This is a genomic window from Saccharopolyspora spinosa NRRL 18395 (assembly GCF_000194155.1).
Classification (GTDB): Bacteria; Actinomycetota; Actinomycetes; order Mycobacteriales; family Pseudonocardiaceae; genus Saccharopolyspora; species Saccharopolyspora spinosa.
In genome coordinates this window covers 2,131,969-2,150,857 of record NZ_GL877879.1, presented here as the reverse complement: position 1 = coordinate 2,150,857, position 18,889 = coordinate 2,131,969, and the positions used below count along the sequence as shown (strand labels likewise).

The following is an 18,889-nucleotide window of genomic DNA, read 5'->3' as shown; positions in this document are numbered from 1 at the left end:
GGCAACGACGCGACGCACTGCTCGACGCGAGTGAGCCCACGGATGGACGGCGACCCCGAACCACCGACAAGCTGGCGCGAAGGGGCGCGGGGAGGCCGGCTGGTCCGCGGGCATGATGAACGAAAGGATGTGAGGGACAGTGCGGGCAGCTACAGCCGGGGAGGACGTGCGCATGTCTCTGTTCTGGCGGCTCTTCCTGTTCAACGCCGCGGTGCTCGTCGCGGGCGCCGCCGTGCTCCTGCTGGGGCCGGCTACCGTCTCCACCCCGTTCTTCATCGCCGAGGCGTTGATCCTGGCCGCTGGGCTCATTGCCATGCTGGTCGTCAACGCGATCCTGCTCCGGGTCGGGCTGGCGCCGCTGCAGCGGCTCGCTCGGGTGATGACCACGATTGACCCGCTGCGCCCCGGCGCCCGGCCCGCGGTCACCGGGCACGGGGAGATCGCCGACCTGATCAAGGCGTTCAACACCATGCTCGACCGGCTCGAGGACGAGCGCGCGACCAGCAGCGCAGTCGCCCTGTCGGCGCAAGAAGCCGAGCGCCACCGCATCGCCCAGGAACTCCACGACGAAGTAGGTCAAACACTGACGGCGGTCCTGCTCGAACTGAAGCGGGTCGCCGACCAAGCGCCCGACCGCGTCGCGACCGCGTTGCACCACGTCCAAGAAACCACCCGCGACAGCCTGGACGAGATCCGCCGCATCGCCCGCCGGCTGCGGCCCGGTGTCCTGGAGGAGCTCGGACTGGTCAGCGCCCTCAAAGCGCTCACCACCGAGGTCCCTCCGCACACTGGGCTGGTCGCCCGCTGCCACCTCGACAGCGATCTGCCCGACCTGGGGGACGCCGCCGAACTCGTCCTGTACCGGGTCGCGCAAGAAGGCCTCACCAACACCGTCCGCCACGCCGGAGCGACCCGCCTCGAGCTTTCGCTGCTGTGCCGCCCGTCCGGGGTGGAGTTGCTGATCCGCGACAACGGCTGCGGGCTCGGCGGCGCCCCCGAAGGCGCTGGCATCCGGGGCATGCGCGAACGGGCGCTGCTCATCGGAGCCCAGCTCGCACTCGGCCCCGGCTCCGGGGGCGGAACCGAGGTGCGCCTTCGCGTGCCCACCGCGACGAAAGCAGCCGAGCATGCCTGACGCGAAGAAGACCCGCATCCTGCTCGCCGACGATCACGCCTTGGTCCGCCGCGGGGTTCGGCTGATCCTTGACAGCGAACCGGATCTGGTCGTCGTCGCAGAGGCGGGCGATGGCACGGAGGCGATCGAGAAAGCCCGACGTGACGCACCCGACCTCGCCATCCTCGACATCGCCATGCCCCGGCTGACCGGCCTGCAGGCGGCGGTCAAGCTCTCCAGGCTCCAGCCAGATCTGCGCATCCTCATGCTGACCATGTACGACAACGAGCAGTACTTCTTCGAAGCGCTCCGCGCCGGCGCATCCGGGTACGTCCTGAAATCGGTCGCGGATCGGGATCTAGTCGAAGCGTGCCGTGCCGCCATGCGAGGCGAACCCTTCCTCTACCCCGGCGCGGTCACCGCACTCATCCGCAACTACCTGGACCACGCCGGCGACGGCGAGTCGACCGCCAAGGCCATCACCTGTCGCGAGGAGGAGATCCTCAAGCTCGTCGCCGAAGGTCACTCATCGAGGAAAATCGCCGACATGCTCGTCATCAGCACCAAGACGGTCGAGCGGCACCGGGCCAACCTGCTGCAGAAGCTCGGGCTCCGGGACCGCCTCGAACTCACCCGCTATGCCATCCGAAACGGGCTCATCGAGCCGTAGCAGCCCCGAGTCGGGCGAATCGCGGCGGTGCGTGGTCGACCACGCTCTCCCAGCGAGCCCCCCAGGCCCGCGTTCTGGTTCTCACCGAGGGTGGGAGATCGCGGTGAGGACGAGTCCGTCGCGGAGCATCCAGCGGCCGTGGAACTCGGTGCGCGGCCCGAACGTCTCCGCCGACACGAGCAAACGGGCCCGGAATGCGCCCGTGTCCGGGTCGATGTCGATCGAGGCGTCCTCGAACCCCAGCCATTGCCGCGTCACCGGGAACCAGGTCTTGTAGACGGATTCCTTGGCGCTGAAGAGGATCCTGTCCCAGCAGACCTCCTCCCGGGTGTCCGCGAGGTCCTTGAGTCGGACGAGTTCTTCCGGGCGGGCTATGGCGTCCAAGACCCCGTCGGGCAGCGGTCCGGCGGGTTCGGCATCGATGCCGAGGGCCAGGAAGTCGGACTGGTGGGCCACCACGGCCGCCCGGTAACCGTCGCAGTGCGTCATGCTGCCGACGACGCCGTCGGGCCAGATCGGTGCCCCGCGCTCGCCGGTCAGTAGCGGTGCCGGTGGAAACCCCAGCGAACCCAGCGCCTTCCGAGCGCACCCCCGCGTGGTGGTGAACTCGTTGCGGCGCTTGGGCACGGCGCTGGCCACGAGCGCGAGCTCCTCGGGGAACAACGGTGAAGCGCTGTCGTCGGAGAAGGTCTCCTCGGTCACCACCCCGGGCGCCAGGATCTCCTCGATCACCGCACGACACCCGCGGTCTCGGGGGAAAGGACCTGCCGCAGCAGGCCGTGCGGGTGGCCGTGCCGGCGCCATTCCCTGGGATAGCCGATGGAGACCTCGTGGAAGGGAACTCCGTCGTGGTGCGTTATCCGGGGGATGTGCAGGTGCCCGTACACCACGCAACGGGCGCGGAATCGCAAGTGCCAGTCGGCGGTGCGCTCGGTGCCGCACCACTGGGCGAACTCCGGGTGGTAGAGCACGTCCGTCGGCGTCCGGACCAGCGGGTAGTGGTTGACCAGCACGGTCGGCAGATCGTCGTCGAGCGCGGTGAGTCGGGCCTCGGTCTCGGTGATGCGGGCGTGGCACCACGCCTCCCGACTGGGGTGCGGGTCGGGATGCAGCAGGAACTCGTCGCTGCACACCACTCCTGCCTTGTAAGCCAGGCGCAGGGCCTCGTCCTTGTTCTGCGTGCCAGACGGCCGGAACGAGTAGTCGTAGAGCAGGAAGAGCGGCACGATCCGTACCGGCCCGCCGATGCCGCGCCAGATCGGGTACGGGTCCTCCGGGGTCAGCACGCCCAGCTTCCGGCAGCTCTCCACGAGCAGGCGGTAGCGCTCCTCACCACGGGCCTTGACCTCGTCCTGTTCGGGAGTCCACAGCTCGTGGTTGCCGGGGACCCAGATGACCTGGGCGAACCGCTGGCTGAGCAGGTCGAGGGTGCCTTCGATCTCGGCGACGAATTCGGCCACGTCGCCTGCCACGATCAGCCAGTCGGAGTCCGTCGTCGGCCGGATGCGGTCCACGACGGACTTGTTCTCGTCGTACCTGACGTGCAGGTCGCTCACCGCGAGCAGTCGGCCGGTGGTTTCGTCAGACATCCGTGCTGCCAACTCCATACGTGATCCTTCGGTTGTGCGGGAAACTAGCGCATAGGATAGGCAAATGGCAGCTTGGGATCTGGGCTCCAGGTGTCTTCTCGTCGAGGGACGACTCTAGTTCTTCCGCTTGGGAATGTGAAGAACCGAGGCGACCTTGGTGCGTGCCTGTTCGCGCCCTGTATCGAGTGGGTTGCGTCGAGTTTTCTCGTAATTGCCGCGTTCCGGCATTCGGGCAGCAGCGTCGCGGCGAGCGTGACATGCCGGTCTGTGGGATCGGAATCGCCGAAGTGGTCCGCGACGTGCCAGTCCTGCCGGCCCCGTCCGCGGTGACGTGCACCACTACCGGCGGGTCCGGTTGTTGAACAGGGCGGCTCCGTGTATGTGTCGTTCCTGCTGCACGCCCGGCGCGCCGAGGGGCGCTACGGCGACCCCTCCACGCGATCCTGCGGCAGGTCGGCGATGCTGGCTAGGTCGGTGGGCAGGAGGACCTGATCATCGATGTGGCAATCGAAATGGCATCCCAGCAAGGGAAAACATGCCAGCTTGAGCCGCTGGGGTCGGCAGCCGCGTCACCGCCAGCTGTCCACAAAGGTCTGTGTCGGATCAATCGCAGGTGATCCGGCACAGACCGGCTGGCGCTTGGGATCGGTACTGCTGTGGATCTACCGCGTCCCCGGTGGATGATTTCCGCAATTTATATTGAAATGAGCGTTTCCAGCCTCGTCTTGCGTTGTGGTGCGGGTGGCGGAACCTCAGCGGTTCGATTTCAATGGAAAATGCGGTACCGCGAGAGCCGGGTACGGCTCAGCTGGCCGCGATGAAGTCGGCGACCAGCTGGCTGCGCGCGCCTTGACTTGGCCGTTGAGTGTCCTCAATGGACATTGTGGGATCGGAGCTGGCCTGGTTCGAGTTCCGGCGGCTTGGAAGGCTCGGCGTCGAGTCCCGGCACCAATGTTCTTCTTTTGATTAGTATTTTCAGTATTGAATGAATTCAATGTGCGAAGGCCCTTGGACTCTTTCCCAGCCTTGGGCGCTTTCCCAGCACGCATCGACGACGGACCGTGCACTTCGGGGCCTTCACGAAGCAGGGAGAGAGCGTACGGTCCGTGCGCGACCAATCGAGGGTGTGATCGAAGTGTCCAAGTACCTGGTGCGGGCGACCTACACCGCCGAGGGTGTCAGGGGCCTGCAGAAGAAAGGCGGCACGGCCCGGGTGGAGGCGGTGCGAAACGCGGTCGCCAAGCTCGGTGGCGAGGTGGAATCGTTCTACTTCGCATTCGGCGACTACGACACCTACGTCGTGGTCGACCTGCCGGACAACGCCTCGGCGGCGTCGCTCGGCCTAGCGGTCAGCGGCTCCGGTGGCGCACGCACGGGAACGGTAGTCCTGCTGACACCTGCCGAGGTAGACGACGCGGTGTCGAAGGAGTTCGACTACCAGGCACCGGGCGATTAACGCAGGAGGTCGGTTCACCGGCCTTCAGCTTCCTGGCGGTCCGGGCCGGCAGCGCCGACGATGCCTTGACCTGGGGAAGGTGTGGGCGGGCGGCATCCGACATGCTCCCGCAAACGTGGTTCCGGGTGCCGGAACGCGGGTAGGTCGGGGCGGCGTTCCTCACCGAGGCCGACGAGTTCCGTTCGCCGGCGAGGTGAGGACGCGCTTGAGACGCGCTCGAGCTGTTCTTCGTGCGGCGAGCCTGACCATGCCCAGATCTGAATCCCGTGGCTACCCGCGGAGTTTGAGGCGGGCGTTGGGGAGTTCGGGGGCGGGCAGGGTTTCGCGCCACTGGTCGGGGAACGGCCCGTACTGGGTCTTCTCGTCGCTGTCCCGCCGCTCGCGTTCGTGCTGCCACTGCGCGCGGAACGCCGCGATCTCCTCGTGGCTGCGTCCGATGAAGTTCCACCACATCACGATCTGCTCGCCGAGTGGTTGCCCGCCGAGCAGCACGACGCGCACGTCCCGACCCGCCGCCACCAGGTCGAGGTGATCGGCACCGGTCTGCTGGTGGACGAGCTGCCCTTCGGTCGCGTCGACCCCGGCGGCGGTCACCTCGCCGGTGTCGACGAGTACGCCGTGCTCGAACTCGGGAGCGACGTCCAGCCGCAACGACTGGCCCGCGCGCAGTGTGATCTCCGCCCCGAGCAGCGGCGTGTAGGTCTGCACGGGAGAGGTTTGGCCGAGCAGGCTGCCAAGGAAGACGAGCACGCGGGCGCCGTCCACGTCCAGTGCCGGCGGTGCGTAGCTCTCGAAGTCGGGGGCGACGAAGCGGTGCTGTTCTGGCAGCGCCACCCACAGCTGCGCTCCGTGCAGCACCGTCGTCTTCTGCGTCGAGTGCTCGGAGTGGGCGATGCCGGAGCCCGCGGTCATCAGGTTCAGCTCGCCGGGCCGGACGAAGGCGTGGCTGCCGACGGTGTCGCGGTGCTCGATTTCGCCGCTGAAGAGCCACGACACCGTCTGCAAGCCGGTGTGCGGGTGTCCGTCGACGCGCATGCCTCCGGTCGAGGAGACCTCGTCGGGCCCGTAGTGGTCGACGAAGCACCAGGCTCCGATCAGCGACTGCGCCCGCTGCGGCAGCGTGCGGCGCACCGTCATCGCACGTGGACCGCCGAGGGGGACCAGTCGCGGCTCCAGGACCCGGCCGCGCACGGTCGGGGCCTCGCCGGTGTTCTCGCAGGTCAGTTCGGCGGGCGCGGTTTCGAGGTTGCTCATCGCAGCCGCCACCTCCGTTGCGGTTTCACGTAAACGTTTATACGCCAGGGCCGCGGGCATAATGGCGGGGTGATCGACGGGGAGGATGAGATGGGCACTGGGCAGCTCGTGCGGAACGCGGTCGAACGCCATCGCTACGAGATCAGCGTCGATGACGAGCTCGCGGGGTTCACCGAGTACGTCGACCGCGACGGGCAGCGGGTGTTCTACCACACCGAAATCGACGACCGGTTCGCCGGACGCGGGCTGGCCACCGCGCTGATCTCCGATGCGTTGAGCGACACCCGCGCCGAGGGCAAGCGGATCGTCCCGGTCTGTCCGTTCGTCGCGAAGTACCTCGGGAAGCACGACGACTTCGCCGATATCGCAGATCCGGTGACGCGGGAGGTGCTTGCCGAGATCCGCGCGCTGAACCAGCGGCAGGGCTGAGCGCCGCCACCTGGACAGGGTGTTGCGGATCGCCCGCAGCCTCGCGAGACCGGCCAGGACGGCGTCGTGGTTTTGGGCGAGCAGCATCTAGCGGGGGTGTTGGCAGCCCGGTTCGCGCCCGACCGGTGAACTTGGGGTAGTTCTGGCTTTGGCCGCGATGAATCGTTTCAGGTGGGCTGGGTGGCTGTTCGTAGCGGGTGGATCACGGTCTGCAATGGACTGGAGGAATGGAGGGCATGTCCGGCATCGGATGGACGGGGCAGATGTCATTCGCGGCAAAGCGCTTCCAATTCATATCGAGCATCCCCTCTCGGCAAGAACCCCCGTGCGGCACCGGCGCGTGCGTTGTTGTTGATCGGTCGGGGGCTCGTCCCGTGTCCTCGGCAATCTCGCGGCTGCGGCACCGGGCTGGTTTTCCTTGGGTGCAAGGAGTTTTTCCGCCTGACAGGCCCGCCGGAGGCTAGCGCGGTGTCGCATTCAGGCGCGGGGAACTTCTCGGCCGCAACAATCGAGATCACCCATCCGGAATCGCAGTCGTGATCGGACGACGCCAGACCGGTAGTCGAAGTTGACCGAAGCGCGAGTCGAGGGCGTTGTGGCGCAACGTCCACAGCTCGTGTCAGCCTACATCAGTCTCAAGAGGACGGTGTCGTGGAAATACAACCCGCGAACGACGCAGAGCGGATCGCCGTGCTGCGCCACCTGCACGCCCAGCTCCGGATCGCTGTTCCATCGCTGGTCGTCGCGCCGGACAGCGACGAGGTGCGCATGATGCTCGATGACCTGCGGAGGACCATCGACGACAAGTGGCGGATGCTCACCGCCGCCGCACCCAGAACGCTGGCCGCCTTGCGTTGCGCCTTCGAATACGCGGGAACGGGTCGGCCCGACCAGTGCGCGTCCGAACTGGTCGCCGCGCACCGCCACCTCGCGGCGATCCTCAACTCCTGACGAAATCCCGCTTGACCGAGACGGATTTGTAGCCGAGATAGTCAATCGAGGAAGCGGGGGCGGCCGCGTTCCAGGCGGCGGGGCTGGACGGCACCACTGATAGTGCTCCTCGCCGTCCCGGTCGTGCGGTTCGTCCCGCCGCTGGCGTCGTGGATCGCGCCGATGACGTCCAGCGAGCTCGCAGGAGGCCCGCGTGGACCAGGCCCAGCAGCCTCGCGGCTCGTGGCGCGGCTCGCGGCGAAGGTCTCCACGGGCTCGTGCTCGCCGGGCAGCCGCATCCCGACCCGTCACTCGCCCGACGTGTCCTACGCCTTCGTAGGGCTCTCGCGGGGTGCGGTGTGGTCGTTTGGCCGACCCCAGTGCTGGACCTCGGCGGATCAATTGGCTAGCTTAGGTTAGGTTTGCTTAACTTCGAAGATGGGGTGTTGATGCGTTCATCTGGTCTGCGGACGCGCGGCTTAGTCATGACGGTCCTGCTGGGTGTGGTGTTGGCGCTCACCGGCTGCGGGGCGCCGGCGGCGGAGCGCGAGACGACGGGTTCCGAGGAGGCCGCCGGGCAGTTCCCGGTGACCATTCCGACGGCGTTCGGCGACGTCACCGTGCCCAAGCGGCCGCAGCGCGTGGTCGCCCTCGGGTGGGGAGACGCGGAGGTCGCCCTGACGCTGGGCGTGCAGCCGGTGGGCGCGGCGGACTGGCTGCCGGTGGGTGGCGACGGGGTTCCGGTGTGGATGCCGGCGGACAAGCGGTACGCGAAGCGGCCGGCGATGCTCGGCACCCTGGAGGTCGACATGGAAGCCGTGGCGGCGCTCGAACCCGACTTGATCCTGGACACCCGGGCCAGTGGCGAGCGCAGCCGCTACGACCTGCTGTCCGGGCTGGGGGTGCCGGTGGTGAGCATCCCGCCCGATGGCAAGGCGTACCGAACGGACTGGGAAGACCAGCTCGACATGATCGCCAAGGCGCTTGGCAAGTCGGCCGAGGCGCAGGAGGTCCGTGCCGGTGTGGAGGAGTCCTTCCGCAAGGCGGCGGCCGCGCACCCGGAGTTCGCGGGCAAGACCACGGTCGTCGGCTCCAAGACGGTCGGCTCCTACGGCGCCTACGTCAACGGTGGTTCTCGCATCGAGTTCATGGAACGCCTCGGTTTCGTGCAGTCGCCGCAGGTGCAGTCCCTCGCCGGCGACAGCTTCTCGGTCAAGATCTCGCCGGAGCGGATGGACCTGCTTAACGCCGACTTCGTGTTGATGTCCCCGATCGGCGTGAGCCCCGGCGACATCGCCGGCGATCCGCTGTTCCGGGCGGTGCCCGCGGTCCAGGCCGGGCATTCGGTCGTGCTGTCGGACGCGGAGGTCGCGCAGGCCTTCGCCAGCGGCACTGCGCTGGGCATGTCGCACGCGGTGGAAAAGGTCGTGCCGCTGATCGCGCAGGCGATGGCGAACTGATCACTGTGGACAGTCGAGGTGCGGTGCGGCGCCCGGCTCGCCTCGGTCTCGTCCTGGGAGTTGTCGGGGTGGCGCTGGCGCTGGCAGTCGTCGCGAGCGTTGCGGTGGGCGCCAAGGGGCTGACGCCGGCGGAAGTGCTGGACGCCCTGCTCCGCGGCAGCCCCGGCGACCCGGACCACCTGATCATCTGGCAGGTGCGCATCCCGCGGACCCTCGTGGGGTTGCTCGCCGGGGCGGCACTGGGCCTGGCCGGGGCCATCATCCAGGGCGTGACGCGCAATCCGCTGGCGGACCCGGGGATCATGGGCGTCAACTCGGGCGCCTCGCTGTGCGTCGTGCTGGCGATCAGCGTGCTCGGCGTGCAGTCCATGTCCGGGTACGTGTGGTTCGCCTTCCTGGGCGCGGCGCTCGCGGCGGGCCTGGTGTACGGCGTGAGCAGTTTGGGCGGGGGCGGCGGAGCGCCGTTGCGGATCGCGCTGGCCGGGGCGGCCTGCACGGCCGCTTTTGGTTCGCTGACCACGGGAATCCTCGTCACGGACAATGCGACCTTCGAGCAGTTCCGGTTCTGGCAGGTGGGCTCGCTCTGGGGGCGGGAGGCGGACATCGTCTGGCAGGCGTTGCCCTTCCTCGCCGTCGGATTCGTGCTGGCCCTCGCGTGCACGAGAATCCTCAATGGACTATCGATGGGAGACGACGTCGCTCTCGCGTTGGGGCACAACGTGGCGGCGGGCCGGGCGGTCTGTGCGTTGGCGGTGGTGGTGCTGTGCGGGACCGCGACCGCGATGGCCGGTCCGATCGCATTCGTCGGTCTGGTCGTCCCGCATGCCGCGCGGCTGCTGACCGGCCCGGACTACCGGTGGCTCCTGCCGTTGTCGATGCTTCTCGCCCCGCTGCTGTTGCTGCTCGCCGACATCGTCGGCCGCGTCATTGCCCAGCCCGAAGAGGTGCAGGTCGGTGTCGTCACGGCGATGATCGGGGCACCGGCGTTCATCCACCTGGTTCGACGTGGCAGGAAGGTGCCTGCCTGATGTTTTTGTCAAGCCGCAGCGGTAGCGGTGTTGGTCCTGTTGTCGGGTTAGTAGGGCTGGCGGGTGCGCAGTGGTGCGAACGGGACGTTGCTGCGGCGTCGTGCGAGCGCGATGAGGGCTTGGTGGTGTCGTTTGCCTTCGGTGCGTTTGCGCCGGTGGAAGGCGTTGCTGGCCGGGTCGGTGCGGATGGCGCAGAACGCGGACTGGTAGCAGCCGAGCTTCAGGGGCTTGCTGCTGATGGTGGCTGGAATGGGAGCCACCTTGACCGCGGAATTCCTCGCGGAGAAAGAAGATCTCACCAGATCCGCCACCGCCGACCAACTCGTCGCGGCCGCCAGTCTCGTCCCTGTGGGGCAGCAATCCGGCAAGTTGCCCGGCAGGCCATCCCTGCCCCGTCTGCAAATCCCGATCTTTCCGGACGACCGGGCGCACGCCTGAAAGGCAGGGCCGCATGACGGCGCTGGTCGCGGTCCGCCGCCGCAACGGATTCCGGTACGCGGTCGTCATGGCGGGACTCGTGCTTACCGTGGTCGGGGTGCTGCTCGCGGTCCTGTGCCTCGGCCGCTATCCGATCGGGGTGTCCGATGTGGTCGGTTCGCTGCTCGGGCAGGGCAGTCCGCGTGTGGATTACGTCGTCCTGCGGCTGCGGTTGCCCCGGGCGTTGACGGGTCTGCTGGTGGGGTTGGCGCTTGGCCTGGCCGGTGCCGTCTTCCAGCACCTGCTGCGGAACCCGCTGGCGAGCCCGGACGTGATCGGCGTGACGTCGGGGTCGAGCCTGGCAGCCCTGCTGTGCATCACCGTGTTCGGTGCCTCCGGGTTCGTGCTGTCGGCGGCGGCGCTGGTGGGCGGGCTGGCCACGGCCGGGCTGATCTACCTGTTGGCGTGGCGGCGGGGCATCACCGGGCACCGCCTCGCGCTGATCGGCATCGGCGTCGCCGCGGTGCTGTCCAGCATCGTGTCGTACCTGATGACGCGCAGCGATACGAAGATCGCGACGGTCGCGCTGTTCTGGTTGACCGGCAGCCTCAACGGCGTCGACTGGACCGATGTGGGCACCGCGGCCGCGCTCCTGGGGGTTCTCGGACCGGTAGCCCTAGTGCTCGGACGCGTGCTGGTCGTAATGCAGCTCGGCGACGAGATCGCCCTGGGGCTGGGGCTGCGGGTGGAGTGGTGCCGCCTGGCACTGCTGGCCGTGGCCGTCGGGCTGGCCGCTGCCGCAACCGCGGTGGCCGGTCCGGTGGCATTCGTGGCGTTCGTGTCCGGGCCGATTTCGGTGCGGCTGCTGCGGACCGGGCGCCCGAGCCTGCTCCCGGCGGCCATGACCGGGGCGCTGGTGACCCTCGTCGCGGACCTCGCGGCCCAGCACCTGTTCGGCGGCGCGCAGTTGCCGGTGGGAGTGGTCACCGGAGCGGTCGGCGCGCCGTACCTGCTTTACCTGTTGGCCATCAGCAACCGGGAGAGGCGCACATGACCACGTGGGAACCGGACCAGGCCGAGCTGGTGACCTCGGAGGAGGAACTCCGCGAGGTGGTCGAACCACCGGTGCCGGCGATCGCGGCCAAGGGAATCGCCGGCATCGACGCGCTCAGCCGTGCTTTCATCGACGCGGCGCGGCTGTTCTTCATCGCCACCACCGGCCCGGACGGCAGCCTGGATCTGTCGCCCCGCGGCGACGAGACCGGCAGCGTGCTGGTCTTCGACGACAACCGCACGCTGGCCTTCGCCGACCGCAACGGCAACCGGCGCCTGGACAGCTTCCGCAACGTCCTCCGGCATCCCCGCGTGGGCATGCTCTTCGTGGTGCCGGGCGTCGACCACGCGCTGCGCGTCAACGGGCGAGCGACGATCGTGCGCTCGGCGCCGTTCTTCGCCGAGTTCGCCGCACGCGGTCTCGAACCCGCGCTGGCGGTGGTCGTCGAGGTCGAGGAGCTGTTCGTGCACTGCGGAAGGGCGTTCCTCCGCTCCGGTGTATGGGATCCCGCGACCTGGCCCGAACCGGAGACCCTGCCCACGTCGGGGCAGCTGCTCAAGAGCCAACTCGCAGCCGCCCATTTCGTCTATAACGGATAGATCGCCGCACTGGTGGTGGGCGGTGCTGCCTGGCGTCGGGGTGTGCGCCGAACGCGTGGGAGTCTTGCGGCTGCGGACCCTGCCGGACGCGGCAGAAGTCAAAGCAGGCATTTTCGGGGATCCTGCCGCCTGTCCTGACACGGTGGGTCAGTGGTCTGGACACCCACTCGTCCTGTGCGGACATGGCGCAGGATTCGGGACCAGACGGGAGCGCCCGCGTCGAATGACGGGAATAAGCACGGCTCGTCGCTGGCCGAGGACTGTGGTGGTGGCGAAAGTCCCTTCAGCGCAGCGAATTCGATCGATTACGCGGAGCAACGAGGCTGAAACCATCATTGCCATGCCGGGAACTGCGAGGAAACTGGTGAGACCGGCCACATCCGTCCGAAGTGGCGGAGTTCGGAGTGGGTGCGATGACGATCGTCGGCTTCGTCGCGGTTCCTTGGTCTTTTGGGCGGTTATAGCTGACCAAACGCTTCGCGGCTCCGGATGGGAGATGCTGCGCAGGCTGCCGGTGCGCGCCTGCGGCGACGCCTCCGGAGGGCGTTCGGTGATCGAGTCAGGTGTTCGCGTGGCGGTAATTCGGTGGAACATCCGCGGGTCGCGTGGGCAGACTGGATTGGTCACGATCCGAGTGCGAGGAACGTCGTCATGGAGTCACCAGCAGCATTGATGAGCTCGTCTCGTCCGCCAGATGTCGAAGTCTGCAGGCAGTTGTGATCGCCTGACTGATGCGGTCGTTTCCTCCTGGGGCGAGGACTGGACCGTTGGTCGAGGACGTCACGGCCCCGATCCCTGCGTTTGTCGGTGGTATCGGGGACACTCTTCCCCGGCGGAGCAAGCTGGTCACCGAGGCGCGGTGGCAGCAGCGCCAGGACCCAGCCCGACGGCGCCGCACGTGCTCTCCGCGAACACGCGTTCCGACGCCTCGGCGCGCGTGCAGACTCGGAATTCCGATCTTGATGCTCGATGACGAGCAGCGGCTCCACCTGGGCCGTGCCGGCGGTCGGGCTCGACCAACATCTGCGAGGTGTCCCCAAACCATGATCGACTCCGCGAGTACCGCGACCGCGGACTCTGAACGCGGCCCAGCGCCGCCGCAAGCTCCCGTGCTGATCGCCGTGCTCGTCGCCTCGGCGTTCGTGATGATCCTAAACGAGACGATCCTGAGCGTCGCACTGCGCGACCTCACCGTCGGCCTCGAGGTCTCGACCACGACGGTGCAATGGCTGACCAGCGGCTTCCTGCTGACGATGGCCGTGGTCATCCCCACCACCGGCTTCCTGCTGGAGCGCTTCACGCCGCGCCAGATCTTCCTGGCCTCGCTGACGCTGTTCAGCGTGGGCACGCTGCTCAGCGGGCTAGCCCCCGGTTTCGCGGTGCTGCTGGTCGGGCGCGTGGTGCAGGCGTGCGGCACCGCGGTCATGCTGCCGCTGCTGATGACCTCGGTGATGCGCCTCGTGCCGTCCGATAAGCGCGGCGCGACGATGGGCACGATCACCATCGTCATCGCCGTCGCTCCCGCCGTGGGGCCGACGATCGGCGGTGCGGTGCTGGCCTCCTTGGGTTGGCGCTGGATGTTCTGGATCGTGTTGCCGCTGGCGGTCTTAGCGCTGGCGATCGGAGCAGTCTGGATGCGGTTGGACAGCGAGACCCGCTCGGTGCCGCTGGACGTGGTCTCGGTGCTGCTGTCGGCCATCGGCTTCGGCGGTCTCCTCTACGGCCTGTCGGCCATCGGGGAGTCCGGCGGGGAGCACCCGGTTCCGGCGTGGATCCCCATCGTGGTCGGCGTCGTGGCGCTCGGCGCGTTCGTCGCGCGCCAGATTCGCCTGCAGCGCCAGGACCGAGCCCTGCTCGACCTGCGCCCGTTCAGCAGTCGCTCGTTCGTCGTGGCTTTGGTCCTCGCCGCCCTGCTGTTCATGTGCCTGCTGGGTGCCGGGGCGATCTTGCTGCCGCTGTACCTCCAGACCGTCCTGCACGTCAGCACGTTCGTCACCGGGTTGGCGGTGCTGCCCGGCGGGTTGGTCCTGGGGCTGCTCGGGCGCCCGGTCGGGCGGCTGTTCGACCGCTACGGCGCGCGCCCGCTGGTGATCCCGGGCGCGCTGGCGATGGTCGTGTCGCTGCTGCTGTTCGCCATCCTCGGGCCGGGCGCGCCGCTTGCCGCCGTCATCGCCGCCCACGTCCTGCTGATGGCCGGGCTCGGGCTGATGATGACGCCACTGATGACCGAGTCCCTCAGCTCGCTGCCCGACCACCTCTACTCGCACGGCAGCGCGATCCTGGCGACCCTCCAGCAGGTCGCGGGCGCGTTCGGCACTGCGGTGTTCGTCACGGTGGCGTCGCTGGGAAGCGCCGCCACGGCAAGCGCTCCCGATGCCGCGGGCCTGCGCACCGCGTTCTTCATCGCTGCCGGCATCGGTGTGCTCGCGTTCATCACATCGCTGTTCGTCAGCCGGTCCTCGGGATCCGCCGAGTCCGAGCAGGAGGGCGTCGCCGGTGTCGGGCGCGACCCGAGCGGAGCGGCTTCCAGGTCTTGAGCGTGCGGGGCTGAAATGCAGCGTTCCGCTCTGCGGATCCTCGCGTTGCGCAGGTGACCGTCCGCAACGGACACGGTGATCGGAAGGGGCCCGCTGGCCTGGCGCGGAAGAGCAGGTCAGCGGGCCTTTCCTAGTTGGCTGCCGTCAGGCGCAGGGGCGCACGCGAAGCCCGCTGCTCGAAATGACACCGCGTTCCAGTGCGCGTTTCGTGTTGTGTGGCTCGCGAATTGCAACCGGTCGATGTGATCGAGAACGAGCTGCGCACCGCGCCGTGCGGCACGGCAGCGCGTCCGGTCGGCTGAGGTCAGGTCAGGCAGTCCGGTGTTCGCGCCCGTCGTCGAAGTGTCTCGCGCCCAGCGCCGGGGCCGGTAGGCCGGGAAGCCCCTCGCCGGCGTCAGCGCGTCTGCGGGCGTCGTTGACGAGCCTTTCGGCGTCGGCGAGGCCCTGCCAGCCACGTGCTTCGCCGCTCTTGCACGGTTCCAGCTCCTTGTAGATGTCGAAGAAGTGGCTGATCTCGTTGAGCTGGTGCTGGGGGACGTCGTTGAGATCGCGGATGTGGTCCATGCGCGGATCATCGGTGGCCACGCAAAGGATCTTGGCGTCCGGACCATTCTCGTCGTGCATCCAGAACACCGCCACCGGCCGCACCCGGACTGTGCAGCCGGGGAAGGTGGGCTGGCCCAGCGGGACGAGCGCGTCGAGCGGGTCTCCGTTCTCGGCGACAGTGCCCGGGATGTAGCCGTAGTCGGCGGGGTACTGGGCGGCGGTGAACAGCGTGCGGTCCAAGCGGATCCGGCCGATGGCGTGGTCCATCTCGTACTTGTTCCGCGAACCCTCCGGGATCTCGACGACCATCTCCAGTTGCATGTCAGCTCCCGGTGCGAGGATGGATGGCGCTCCGCGGAACCCGGGCCGAACGGGGAAACCACCAGCGCCGACGCCGGCCGCGGTGACAACACCAGGGACGCCTCCACGGTAAGTCCGGGGGCTAGTGGGTGCTCACGCATGCGGGTGGGCGAGGTAGCGGACGAGCTCCAGCGCCAGGATCCGATCGAAATGCACGAACGTCTCGAACTTGGCGCCGGGCCGCACGGTGGCATCGTCGGCGAGATCTTGCAGGATCTCGACGAGCGCGCCGATGTCGAGGTGTTCGTCCAGCGCGACGTACGCCCGTTCGACGACGTGGGCGGGCATCGGTGCCGACGGGTGGTCGGCCCATTCCGCCACGAGGCGACGCCACCGATCCAGGACGACATCAGCGCGGTCCAGGCGCGTGCGCGTGAGGGGCAGCGGTTGGTCGTAGCGCTCGCGGAGCAGCGCGAGCCGCAGGGCGAGCGGGTCGTGCCCGTCGTCGGTCAGCGCTGCCACGAAGTCGGGCGTGCCGTGGCCGAGGTCCGTGAGCACCGGCCCGATCCAGAGCCGCAGCGGGAGGTGCAGGGCGCACGACCACTGGCCGCGCGGACTGCTTTCGTGGCCGCTTTCCAGCACCGCATCGGCCGGTCCGCCGAGCAGCTGCGCGGCGTCGTCGATCGACGCGGCGCGAATGGGCGGCGGAATCCACAGCGCGTCGAGGGCGCGTTCCCAGCTGTTCGACGCGGTCTCGATTGCCGCCGCGGTCTGCACCTGGATGCCGTAGATCTCCTCCAGCACGCGCCGGATCGCGTCGGCGACGAGCAGCACGCGCAGCCCGTCGGCTCCGGCTGGGCCGCGCTCGGGCAGTCGCAGGCACATCCGGAACAGGCTGCCCGGGCGCGGGCGGACGATCACTTCGGATCGGGTGCCGGAGTCAAGGATGCGAAGGTTCATCGCGTTCTTCCGTGTCGTGAGGTGACCGGGCTGGGCCGCCCGCCGCCGGATGGAAACCGACTGCGTCGTCCGGTTTCGGTTGCTTCGAACGGGATATCACGCCGGGACCAGGACCACCTGCCGAATCCGCGAACCCATCGGTGGGCGGAGCGCCCGGCGCCACTGTGGACTGCCTAGTCCTCGGTGGGGATCTTCTCCTTGATCTGGTCCATGACGGAGCTGTCGGTGAGAGTGGTGACGTCGCCGGGTTCGCGGTTGGCCGAGATGTCGCGCAGCAGGCGGCGCATGATCTTGCCGGACCGGGTCTTGGGGAGTTCGGGCACGACGAGGATCTGCCGCGGTTTGGCGATCGGCCCGATCTCCTTGGCGACGTGGTCCCGCAGGTGCGCGGCGAGCCCGGCTTCCTCGGTGCCGCCGTCGGCGATGCGGGGGATGACGAAGGCGACGATCGCCTGACCGGTCGTCGGGTCGGGCGCACCGACCACGGCGGCCTCGGCGACCTGGGGATGCGACACCAGCGCCGACTCCACCTCGGTGGTGGAGATCCGGTGCCCGGAGATGTTCATGACGTCATCGACCCGCCCGAGCAGCCAGATGTCGCCGTCGGAGTCCCACTTCGCGCCATCGCCGGCGAAGTACGCGCCCGGGAACCGGGACCAGTAGACCTCCCGGTAGCGCTCGTCGTCGCCCCAGATGGTCTTCATCATGCCGGGCCAGGGTGCCGTCAGCACCAGGTATCCGCCGGCATCCCGGCGCGGCAGGACTTCGCCGTGGTCGTCGTAGATCTCGGCCGCGATCCCGGGCAGCGGCCGCATCGCGGAGCCTGGTTTGCAGGCGTGCACGCCGGGCAGCGGGGAGATGAGGATGCCGCCGGTCTCGGTCTGCCACCAGGTGTCGACGATGGGGCAGCGGTCGCCGCCGATGTGCTCCCGGTACCACATCCACGCCTCGGGGTTGATGGGTTCGCCGACGGTGCCGAGCAGGCGCAGCGAGGTCAGGTCGAACTCGGCCGGCACGTCGTCGCCCCACTTCATGCAGGTGCGGATCGCGGTGGGCGCGGTGTAGATGATCGACACCCGGTACTTCTCGACGAGTTCCCACCACCGGCCGCGGTGCGGGGTGTCGGGCGTGCCCTCGTACATCAGCGAGGTGGCGCCGTTGGCCAGCGGCCCGTAGACGATGTAGGAATGCCCGGTGACCCAGCCGACGTCCGCGGTGCACCAGTAGACGTCGTTCGCCGGCTTGAGGTCGAACACCGCCCAGTGCGTCCAGGCCGCGAAGGCGAGGTAGCCGCCGGTGGTGTGCAGGATTCCTTTCGGTTTGGCGGTGGTGCCGCTGGTGTAGAGCACGAACAGCGGGTGGTCGGAGTCGAAGGAATCCGCGGCGTGTTCGGTGCTCTGCGACTCGACCAGGTCGTGCCACCAGATGTCCCGGCCGTCCTGCCAGGCGACGTCCTGCCCGGTGCGCTGCACGACGAGCACGTTGCGGACGTCCGGGCAGCCCTTCAGCGCCTCGTCCACGTTGGTCTTGAGCCCGCTGGCCGCGCCTCGGCGGTAGCCGCCGTCGGCGGTGATCACGATCCGCGCGTCGCAGTCCAGGATCCGGCTGCGCAGGGAGTCTGCGGAGAACCCGCCGAAGACCACGGTGTGCGGGGCGCCCAGCCGCGCGCAGGCCAGCATCGCGACTACGGTCTCGGGAATCATCGGCAGGTAGATGGCCACCCGGTCACCTGCGGAAACGCCGAGCCCGGCGAGCGCGTTCGCCGCTTGGCAGACCTCGCGGCGCAACTGGGCGTAGGTGATCGTGCGGCTGTCGCCCGGTTCGCCCTCCCAGTGCAGCGCGACCCGGTCGCCCCGGCCCGCTTCCACGTGCCGGTCGACGCAGTTGTGCGCGACGTTGATGCGTCCCCCGGCGAACCAGCGCGCGAACGGCGGCTGCCAGTCGAGGACCTGCTCCCACTCCTGAGCCCACGTGAGGCGTCGTGCGGCTTGCTCCCAGAACGCCAGCGGACCGTGCGCGGCGGTTTCGTAGACGTCGGCCGTCACGTTGGCGTTGGCGGCGAGATCCTCCGGCGGTGGGAAGCGTCGCGTCTCGTGCAGCAGGTCGTCGAGAGTGGCGTCGTCACTCATCGTGCATTCCTCCTCCGGTTCGCATCGACCACTGCGTGCGACCGCTCACCGGCCCTCGCAGGTCTCGCACCAGATCAGCCGGTGCACGGCCAACGGGGTCCGCTCGTCGCGCTCGGTCGCGTAGGTGACCGTGACGGCGCACGGCACGCCGCACATGTCGCACCAGACGTCCTTGTCGATGTGCAGGACCGCGATGCGCAGCCGCTCCACCACCGGTTCGACCGCTTCCCGTTCGGCCGGTGGTCCGCGGCGATACCGGAACAGGAACATCCGTCGCCCCTTCCGATCGCCGGAAGCAGGGGCCATCAGCGGTCACCCGCAGTTCGGCGAGCCCCATCGCAGCTTCCACTGTCCCGCGCTCCCATGCCCCGTACAAGGCACATGGTCGCAACGAGAAACCCGTCAACGTGAGATGGC

At 68.5% G+C, this 18,889-nt stretch carries 19 protein-coding genes, 1 pseudogene and 1 riboswitch; of the genes and pseudogenes, 11 read left to right on the top strand and 9 right to left on the bottom strand.

Annotated elements, in window-relative coordinates; all coding sequences use genetic code 11:
• Nucleotides 1–139 precede the first annotated feature (139 nt).
• Nucleotides 140–1,135 (top strand): HAMP domain-containing sensor histidine kinase, encoded by a 996-nt coding sequence (locus SSPN_RS0129180; protein ID WP_202798927.1) that lies wholly within the window; start codon nt 140–142, stop codon nt 1,133–1,135.
• A complete protein-coding gene (locus SSPN_RS0129175) occupies nt 1,128–1,784 on the top strand; it encodes a response regulator (protein ID WP_010312006.1) in 657 nt (218 codons plus the stop codon). The genes SSPN_RS0129180 and SSPN_RS0129175 overlap by 8 nt, the downstream gene beginning before the upstream one ends.
• An 81-nt stretch (nt 1,785–1,865) precedes the next feature.
• Here SSPN_RS0129175 and SSPN_RS0129170 read toward each other — a convergent pair whose 3' ends face one another.
• Both SSPN_RS0129170 and SSPN_RS0129165 read right to left on the bottom strand, forming a co-directional pair.
• Complete coding sequence (locus SSPN_RS0129170; RefSeq protein ID WP_010312004.1) at nt 1,866–2,516, bottom strand: 4'-phosphopantetheinyl transferase family protein; 651 nt, start codon at nt 2,514–2,516, stop codon at nt 1,866–1,868.
• Nucleotides 2,513–3,373: a metallophosphoesterase family protein gene (locus SSPN_RS0129165; protein WP_029535818.1), complete on the bottom strand. Its 861-nt coding sequence runs from the start codon at nt 3,371–3,373 to the stop codon at nt 2,513–2,515. The genes SSPN_RS0129170 and SSPN_RS0129165 overlap by 4 nt, the downstream gene beginning before the upstream one ends.
• Nucleotides 3,374–4,508: 1,135 nt before the next feature.
• Between SSPN_RS0129165 and SSPN_RS0129160 the strand changes: the two genes are divergently transcribed.
• Nucleotides 4,509–4,829, top strand: coding sequence for a GYD domain-containing protein (locus SSPN_RS0129160; protein ID WP_029535817.1), 321 nt, complete (start codon nt 4,509–4,511; stop codon nt 4,827–4,829).
• A 270-nt stretch (nt 4,830–5,099) separates the two neighbouring features.
• Here the strand turns inward: SSPN_RS0129160 and SSPN_RS0129155 are convergent, their stop codons facing one another.
• Nucleotides 5,100–6,083, bottom strand: coding sequence for a pirin family protein (locus SSPN_RS0129155; protein WP_010311997.1), 984 nt, complete (start codon nt 6,081–6,083; stop codon nt 5,100–5,102).
• 90 nt (nt 6,084–6,173) lie between these two features.
• On the opposite strand from SSPN_RS0129155, the gene SSPN_RS0129150 reads away from it, so the two are divergent.
• Both SSPN_RS0129150 and SSPN_RS0129145 read left to right on the top strand, forming a co-directional pair.
• A complete protein-coding gene (locus SSPN_RS0129150) occupies nt 6,174–6,512 on the top strand; it encodes a GNAT family N-acetyltransferase (RefSeq protein ID WP_010311995.1) in 339 nt (112 codons plus the stop codon).
• Between the two features lie 651 nt (nt 6,513–7,163).
• The gene (locus SSPN_RS0129145) at nt 7,164–7,463 is read left to right on the top strand and encodes a hypothetical protein (protein ID WP_010311994.1); all 300 of its coding nucleotides are present in this window, start codon (nt 7,164–7,166) and stop codon (nt 7,461–7,463) included.
• 41 nt (nt 7,464–7,504) lie between these two features.
• Here SSPN_RS0129145 and SSPN_RS0129140 read toward each other — a convergent pair whose 3' ends face one another.
• Nucleotides 7,505–7,741, bottom strand: a complete 237-nt coding sequence (locus SSPN_RS0129140; RefSeq protein WP_010311993.1) for a hypothetical protein — start codon at nt 7,739–7,741, stop codon at nt 7,505–7,507.
• 186 nt (nt 7,742–7,927) lie between these two features.
• Between SSPN_RS0129140 and SSPN_RS0129135 the strand changes: the two genes are divergently transcribed.
• Nucleotides 7,928–8,902, top strand: a complete 975-nt coding sequence (locus SSPN_RS0129135) for an iron-siderophore ABC transporter substrate-binding protein (RefSeq protein ID WP_010311991.1) — start codon at nt 7,928–7,930, stop codon at nt 8,900–8,902.
• 23 nt (nt 8,903–8,925) lie between these two features.
• Nucleotides 8,926–9,930, top strand: coding sequence for a FecCD family ABC transporter permease (locus SSPN_RS0129130; RefSeq protein ID WP_010311989.1), 1,005 nt, complete (start codon nt 8,926–8,928; stop codon nt 9,928–9,930).
• A 47-nt stretch (nt 9,931–9,977) separates the two neighbouring features.
• Here the strand turns inward: SSPN_RS0129130 and SSPN_RS49405 are convergent.
• A pseudogene (locus SSPN_RS49405) lies at nt 9,978–10,142 on the bottom strand (IS110 family transposase); the annotation flags it as partial.
• A gap of 49 nt (nt 10,143–10,191) precedes the next feature.
• On the opposite strand from SSPN_RS49405, the gene SSPN_RS49400 reads away from it, so the two are divergent.
• The 4 genes from SSPN_RS49400 (at nt 10,192) to SSPN_RS0129110 (ending at nt 14,537) form a co-directional block, all read left to right on the top strand.
• Nucleotides 10,192–10,368, top strand: coding sequence for a transposase (locus tag SSPN_RS49400; protein ID WP_158309667.1), 177 nt, complete (start codon nt 10,192–10,194; stop codon nt 10,366–10,368).
• A gap of 13 nt (nt 10,369–10,381) precedes the next feature.
• Nucleotides 10,382–11,401 (top strand): FecCD family ABC transporter permease, encoded by a 1,020-nt coding sequence (locus tag SSPN_RS0129120; RefSeq protein WP_010311982.1) that lies wholly within the window; start codon nt 10,382–10,384, stop codon nt 11,399–11,401.
• The gene (locus SSPN_RS0129115) at nt 11,398–12,000 is read left to right on the top strand and encodes an MSMEG_1061 family FMN-dependent PPOX-type flavoprotein (protein ID WP_010311980.1); all 603 of its coding nucleotides are present in this window, start codon (nt 11,398–11,400) and stop codon (nt 11,998–12,000) included. Before SSPN_RS0129120 ends, SSPN_RS0129115 begins: the two co-directional genes overlap by 4 nt.
• Before the next feature lie 1,043 nt (nt 12,001–13,043).
• Complete coding sequence (locus SSPN_RS0129110; RefSeq protein ID WP_010311978.1) at nt 13,044–14,537, top strand: DHA2 family efflux MFS transporter permease subunit; 1,494 nt, start codon at nt 13,044–13,046, stop codon at nt 14,535–14,537.
• 309 nt (nt 14,538–14,846) lie between these two features.
• On the opposite strand, the gene SSPN_RS0129100 is transcribed toward SSPN_RS0129110, so the two are convergent.
• The 4 genes from SSPN_RS0129100 to SSPN_RS0129085 form a co-directional block, all read right to left on the bottom strand.
• Nucleotides 14,847–15,404: an inorganic diphosphatase gene (locus SSPN_RS0129100; RefSeq protein WP_010311975.1), complete on the bottom strand. Its 558-nt coding sequence runs from the start codon at nt 15,402–15,404 to the stop codon at nt 14,847–14,849.
• 132 nt (nt 15,405–15,536) lie between these two features.
• Entirely contained in the window at nt 15,537–16,343 is an 807-nt protein-coding gene (locus SSPN_RS49395) for a hypothetical protein (protein WP_010311973.1), read from the bottom strand.
• 173 nt (nt 16,344–16,516) lie between these two features.
• The gene (acs, locus tag SSPN_RS0129090) at nt 16,517–18,472 is read right to left on the bottom strand and encodes an acetate--CoA ligase (protein ID WP_010311970.1); all 1,956 of its coding nucleotides are present in this window, start codon (nt 18,470–18,472) and stop codon (nt 16,517–16,519) included.
• Between the two features lie 45 nt (nt 18,473–18,517).
• Nucleotides 18,518–18,742, bottom strand: a complete 225-nt coding sequence (locus tag SSPN_RS0129085) for a hypothetical protein (RefSeq protein ID WP_010311968.1) — start codon at nt 18,740–18,742, stop codon at nt 18,518–18,520.
• A gap of 19 nt (nt 18,743–18,761) precedes the next feature.
• A riboswitch (Fluoride riboswitch) is annotated at nt 18,762–18,822 on the bottom strand.
• Nucleotides 18,823–18,889 lie beyond the last annotated feature (67 nt).

Excerpts from the sequence above, each read along its gene's own strand:
- SSPN_RS49395 (WP_010311973.1), bottom strand. The coding sequence starts at position 16,343 with ATGAACCTTCGCATCCTTGACTCCGGCACCCGATCCGAAGTGATCGTC.
- SSPN_RS0129085 (WP_010311968.1), bottom strand. The coding sequence starts at position 18,742 with ATGTTCCTGTTCCGGTATCGCCGCGGACCACCGGCCGAACGGGAAGCG.
- SSPN_RS0129135 (WP_010311991.1), top strand. The coding sequence starts at position 7,928 with ATGACGGTCCTGCTGGGTGTGGTGTTGGCGCTCACCGGCTGCGGGGCG.
- SSPN_RS0129120 (WP_010311982.1), top strand. The coding sequence starts at position 10,382 with ATGACGGCGCTGGTCGCGGTCCGCCGCCGCAACGGATTCCGGTACGCG.
- SSPN_RS0129150 (WP_010311995.1), top strand. The coding sequence starts at position 6,174 with ATGGGCACTGGGCAGCTCGTGCGGAACGCGGTCGAACGCCATCGCTAC.
- SSPN_RS0129100 (WP_010311975.1), bottom strand. The coding sequence starts at position 15,404 with ATGCAACTGGAGATGGTCGTCGAGATCCCGGAGGGTTCGCGGAACAAG.
- SSPN_RS0129175 (WP_010312006.1), top strand. The coding sequence starts at position 1,128 with ATGCCTGACGCGAAGAAGACCCGCATCCTGCTCGCCGACGATCACGCC.
- acs (WP_010311970.1), bottom strand. The coding sequence starts at position 18,472 with ATGAGTGACGACGCCACTCTCGACGACCTGCTGCACGAGACGCGACGC.
- SSPN_RS0129115 (WP_010311980.1), top strand. The coding sequence starts at position 11,398 with ATGACCACGTGGGAACCGGACCAGGCCGAGCTGGTGACCTCGGAGGAG.
- SSPN_RS0129165 (WP_029535818.1), bottom strand. The coding sequence starts at position 3,373 with ATGTCTGACGAAACCACCGGCCGACTGCTCGCGGTGAGCGACCTGCAC.
- SSPN_RS0129110 (WP_010311978.1), top strand. The coding sequence starts at position 13,044 with ATGATCGACTCCGCGAGTACCGCGACCGCGGACTCTGAACGCGGCCCA.
- SSPN_RS0129155 (WP_010311997.1), bottom strand. The coding sequence starts at position 6,083 with ATGAGCAACCTCGAAACCGCGCCCGCCGAACTGACCTGCGAGAACACC.
- SSPN_RS0129140 (WP_010311993.1), bottom strand. The coding sequence starts at position 7,741 with ATGCGGCTGCCCGGCGAGCACGAGCCCGTGGAGACCTTCGCCGCGAGC.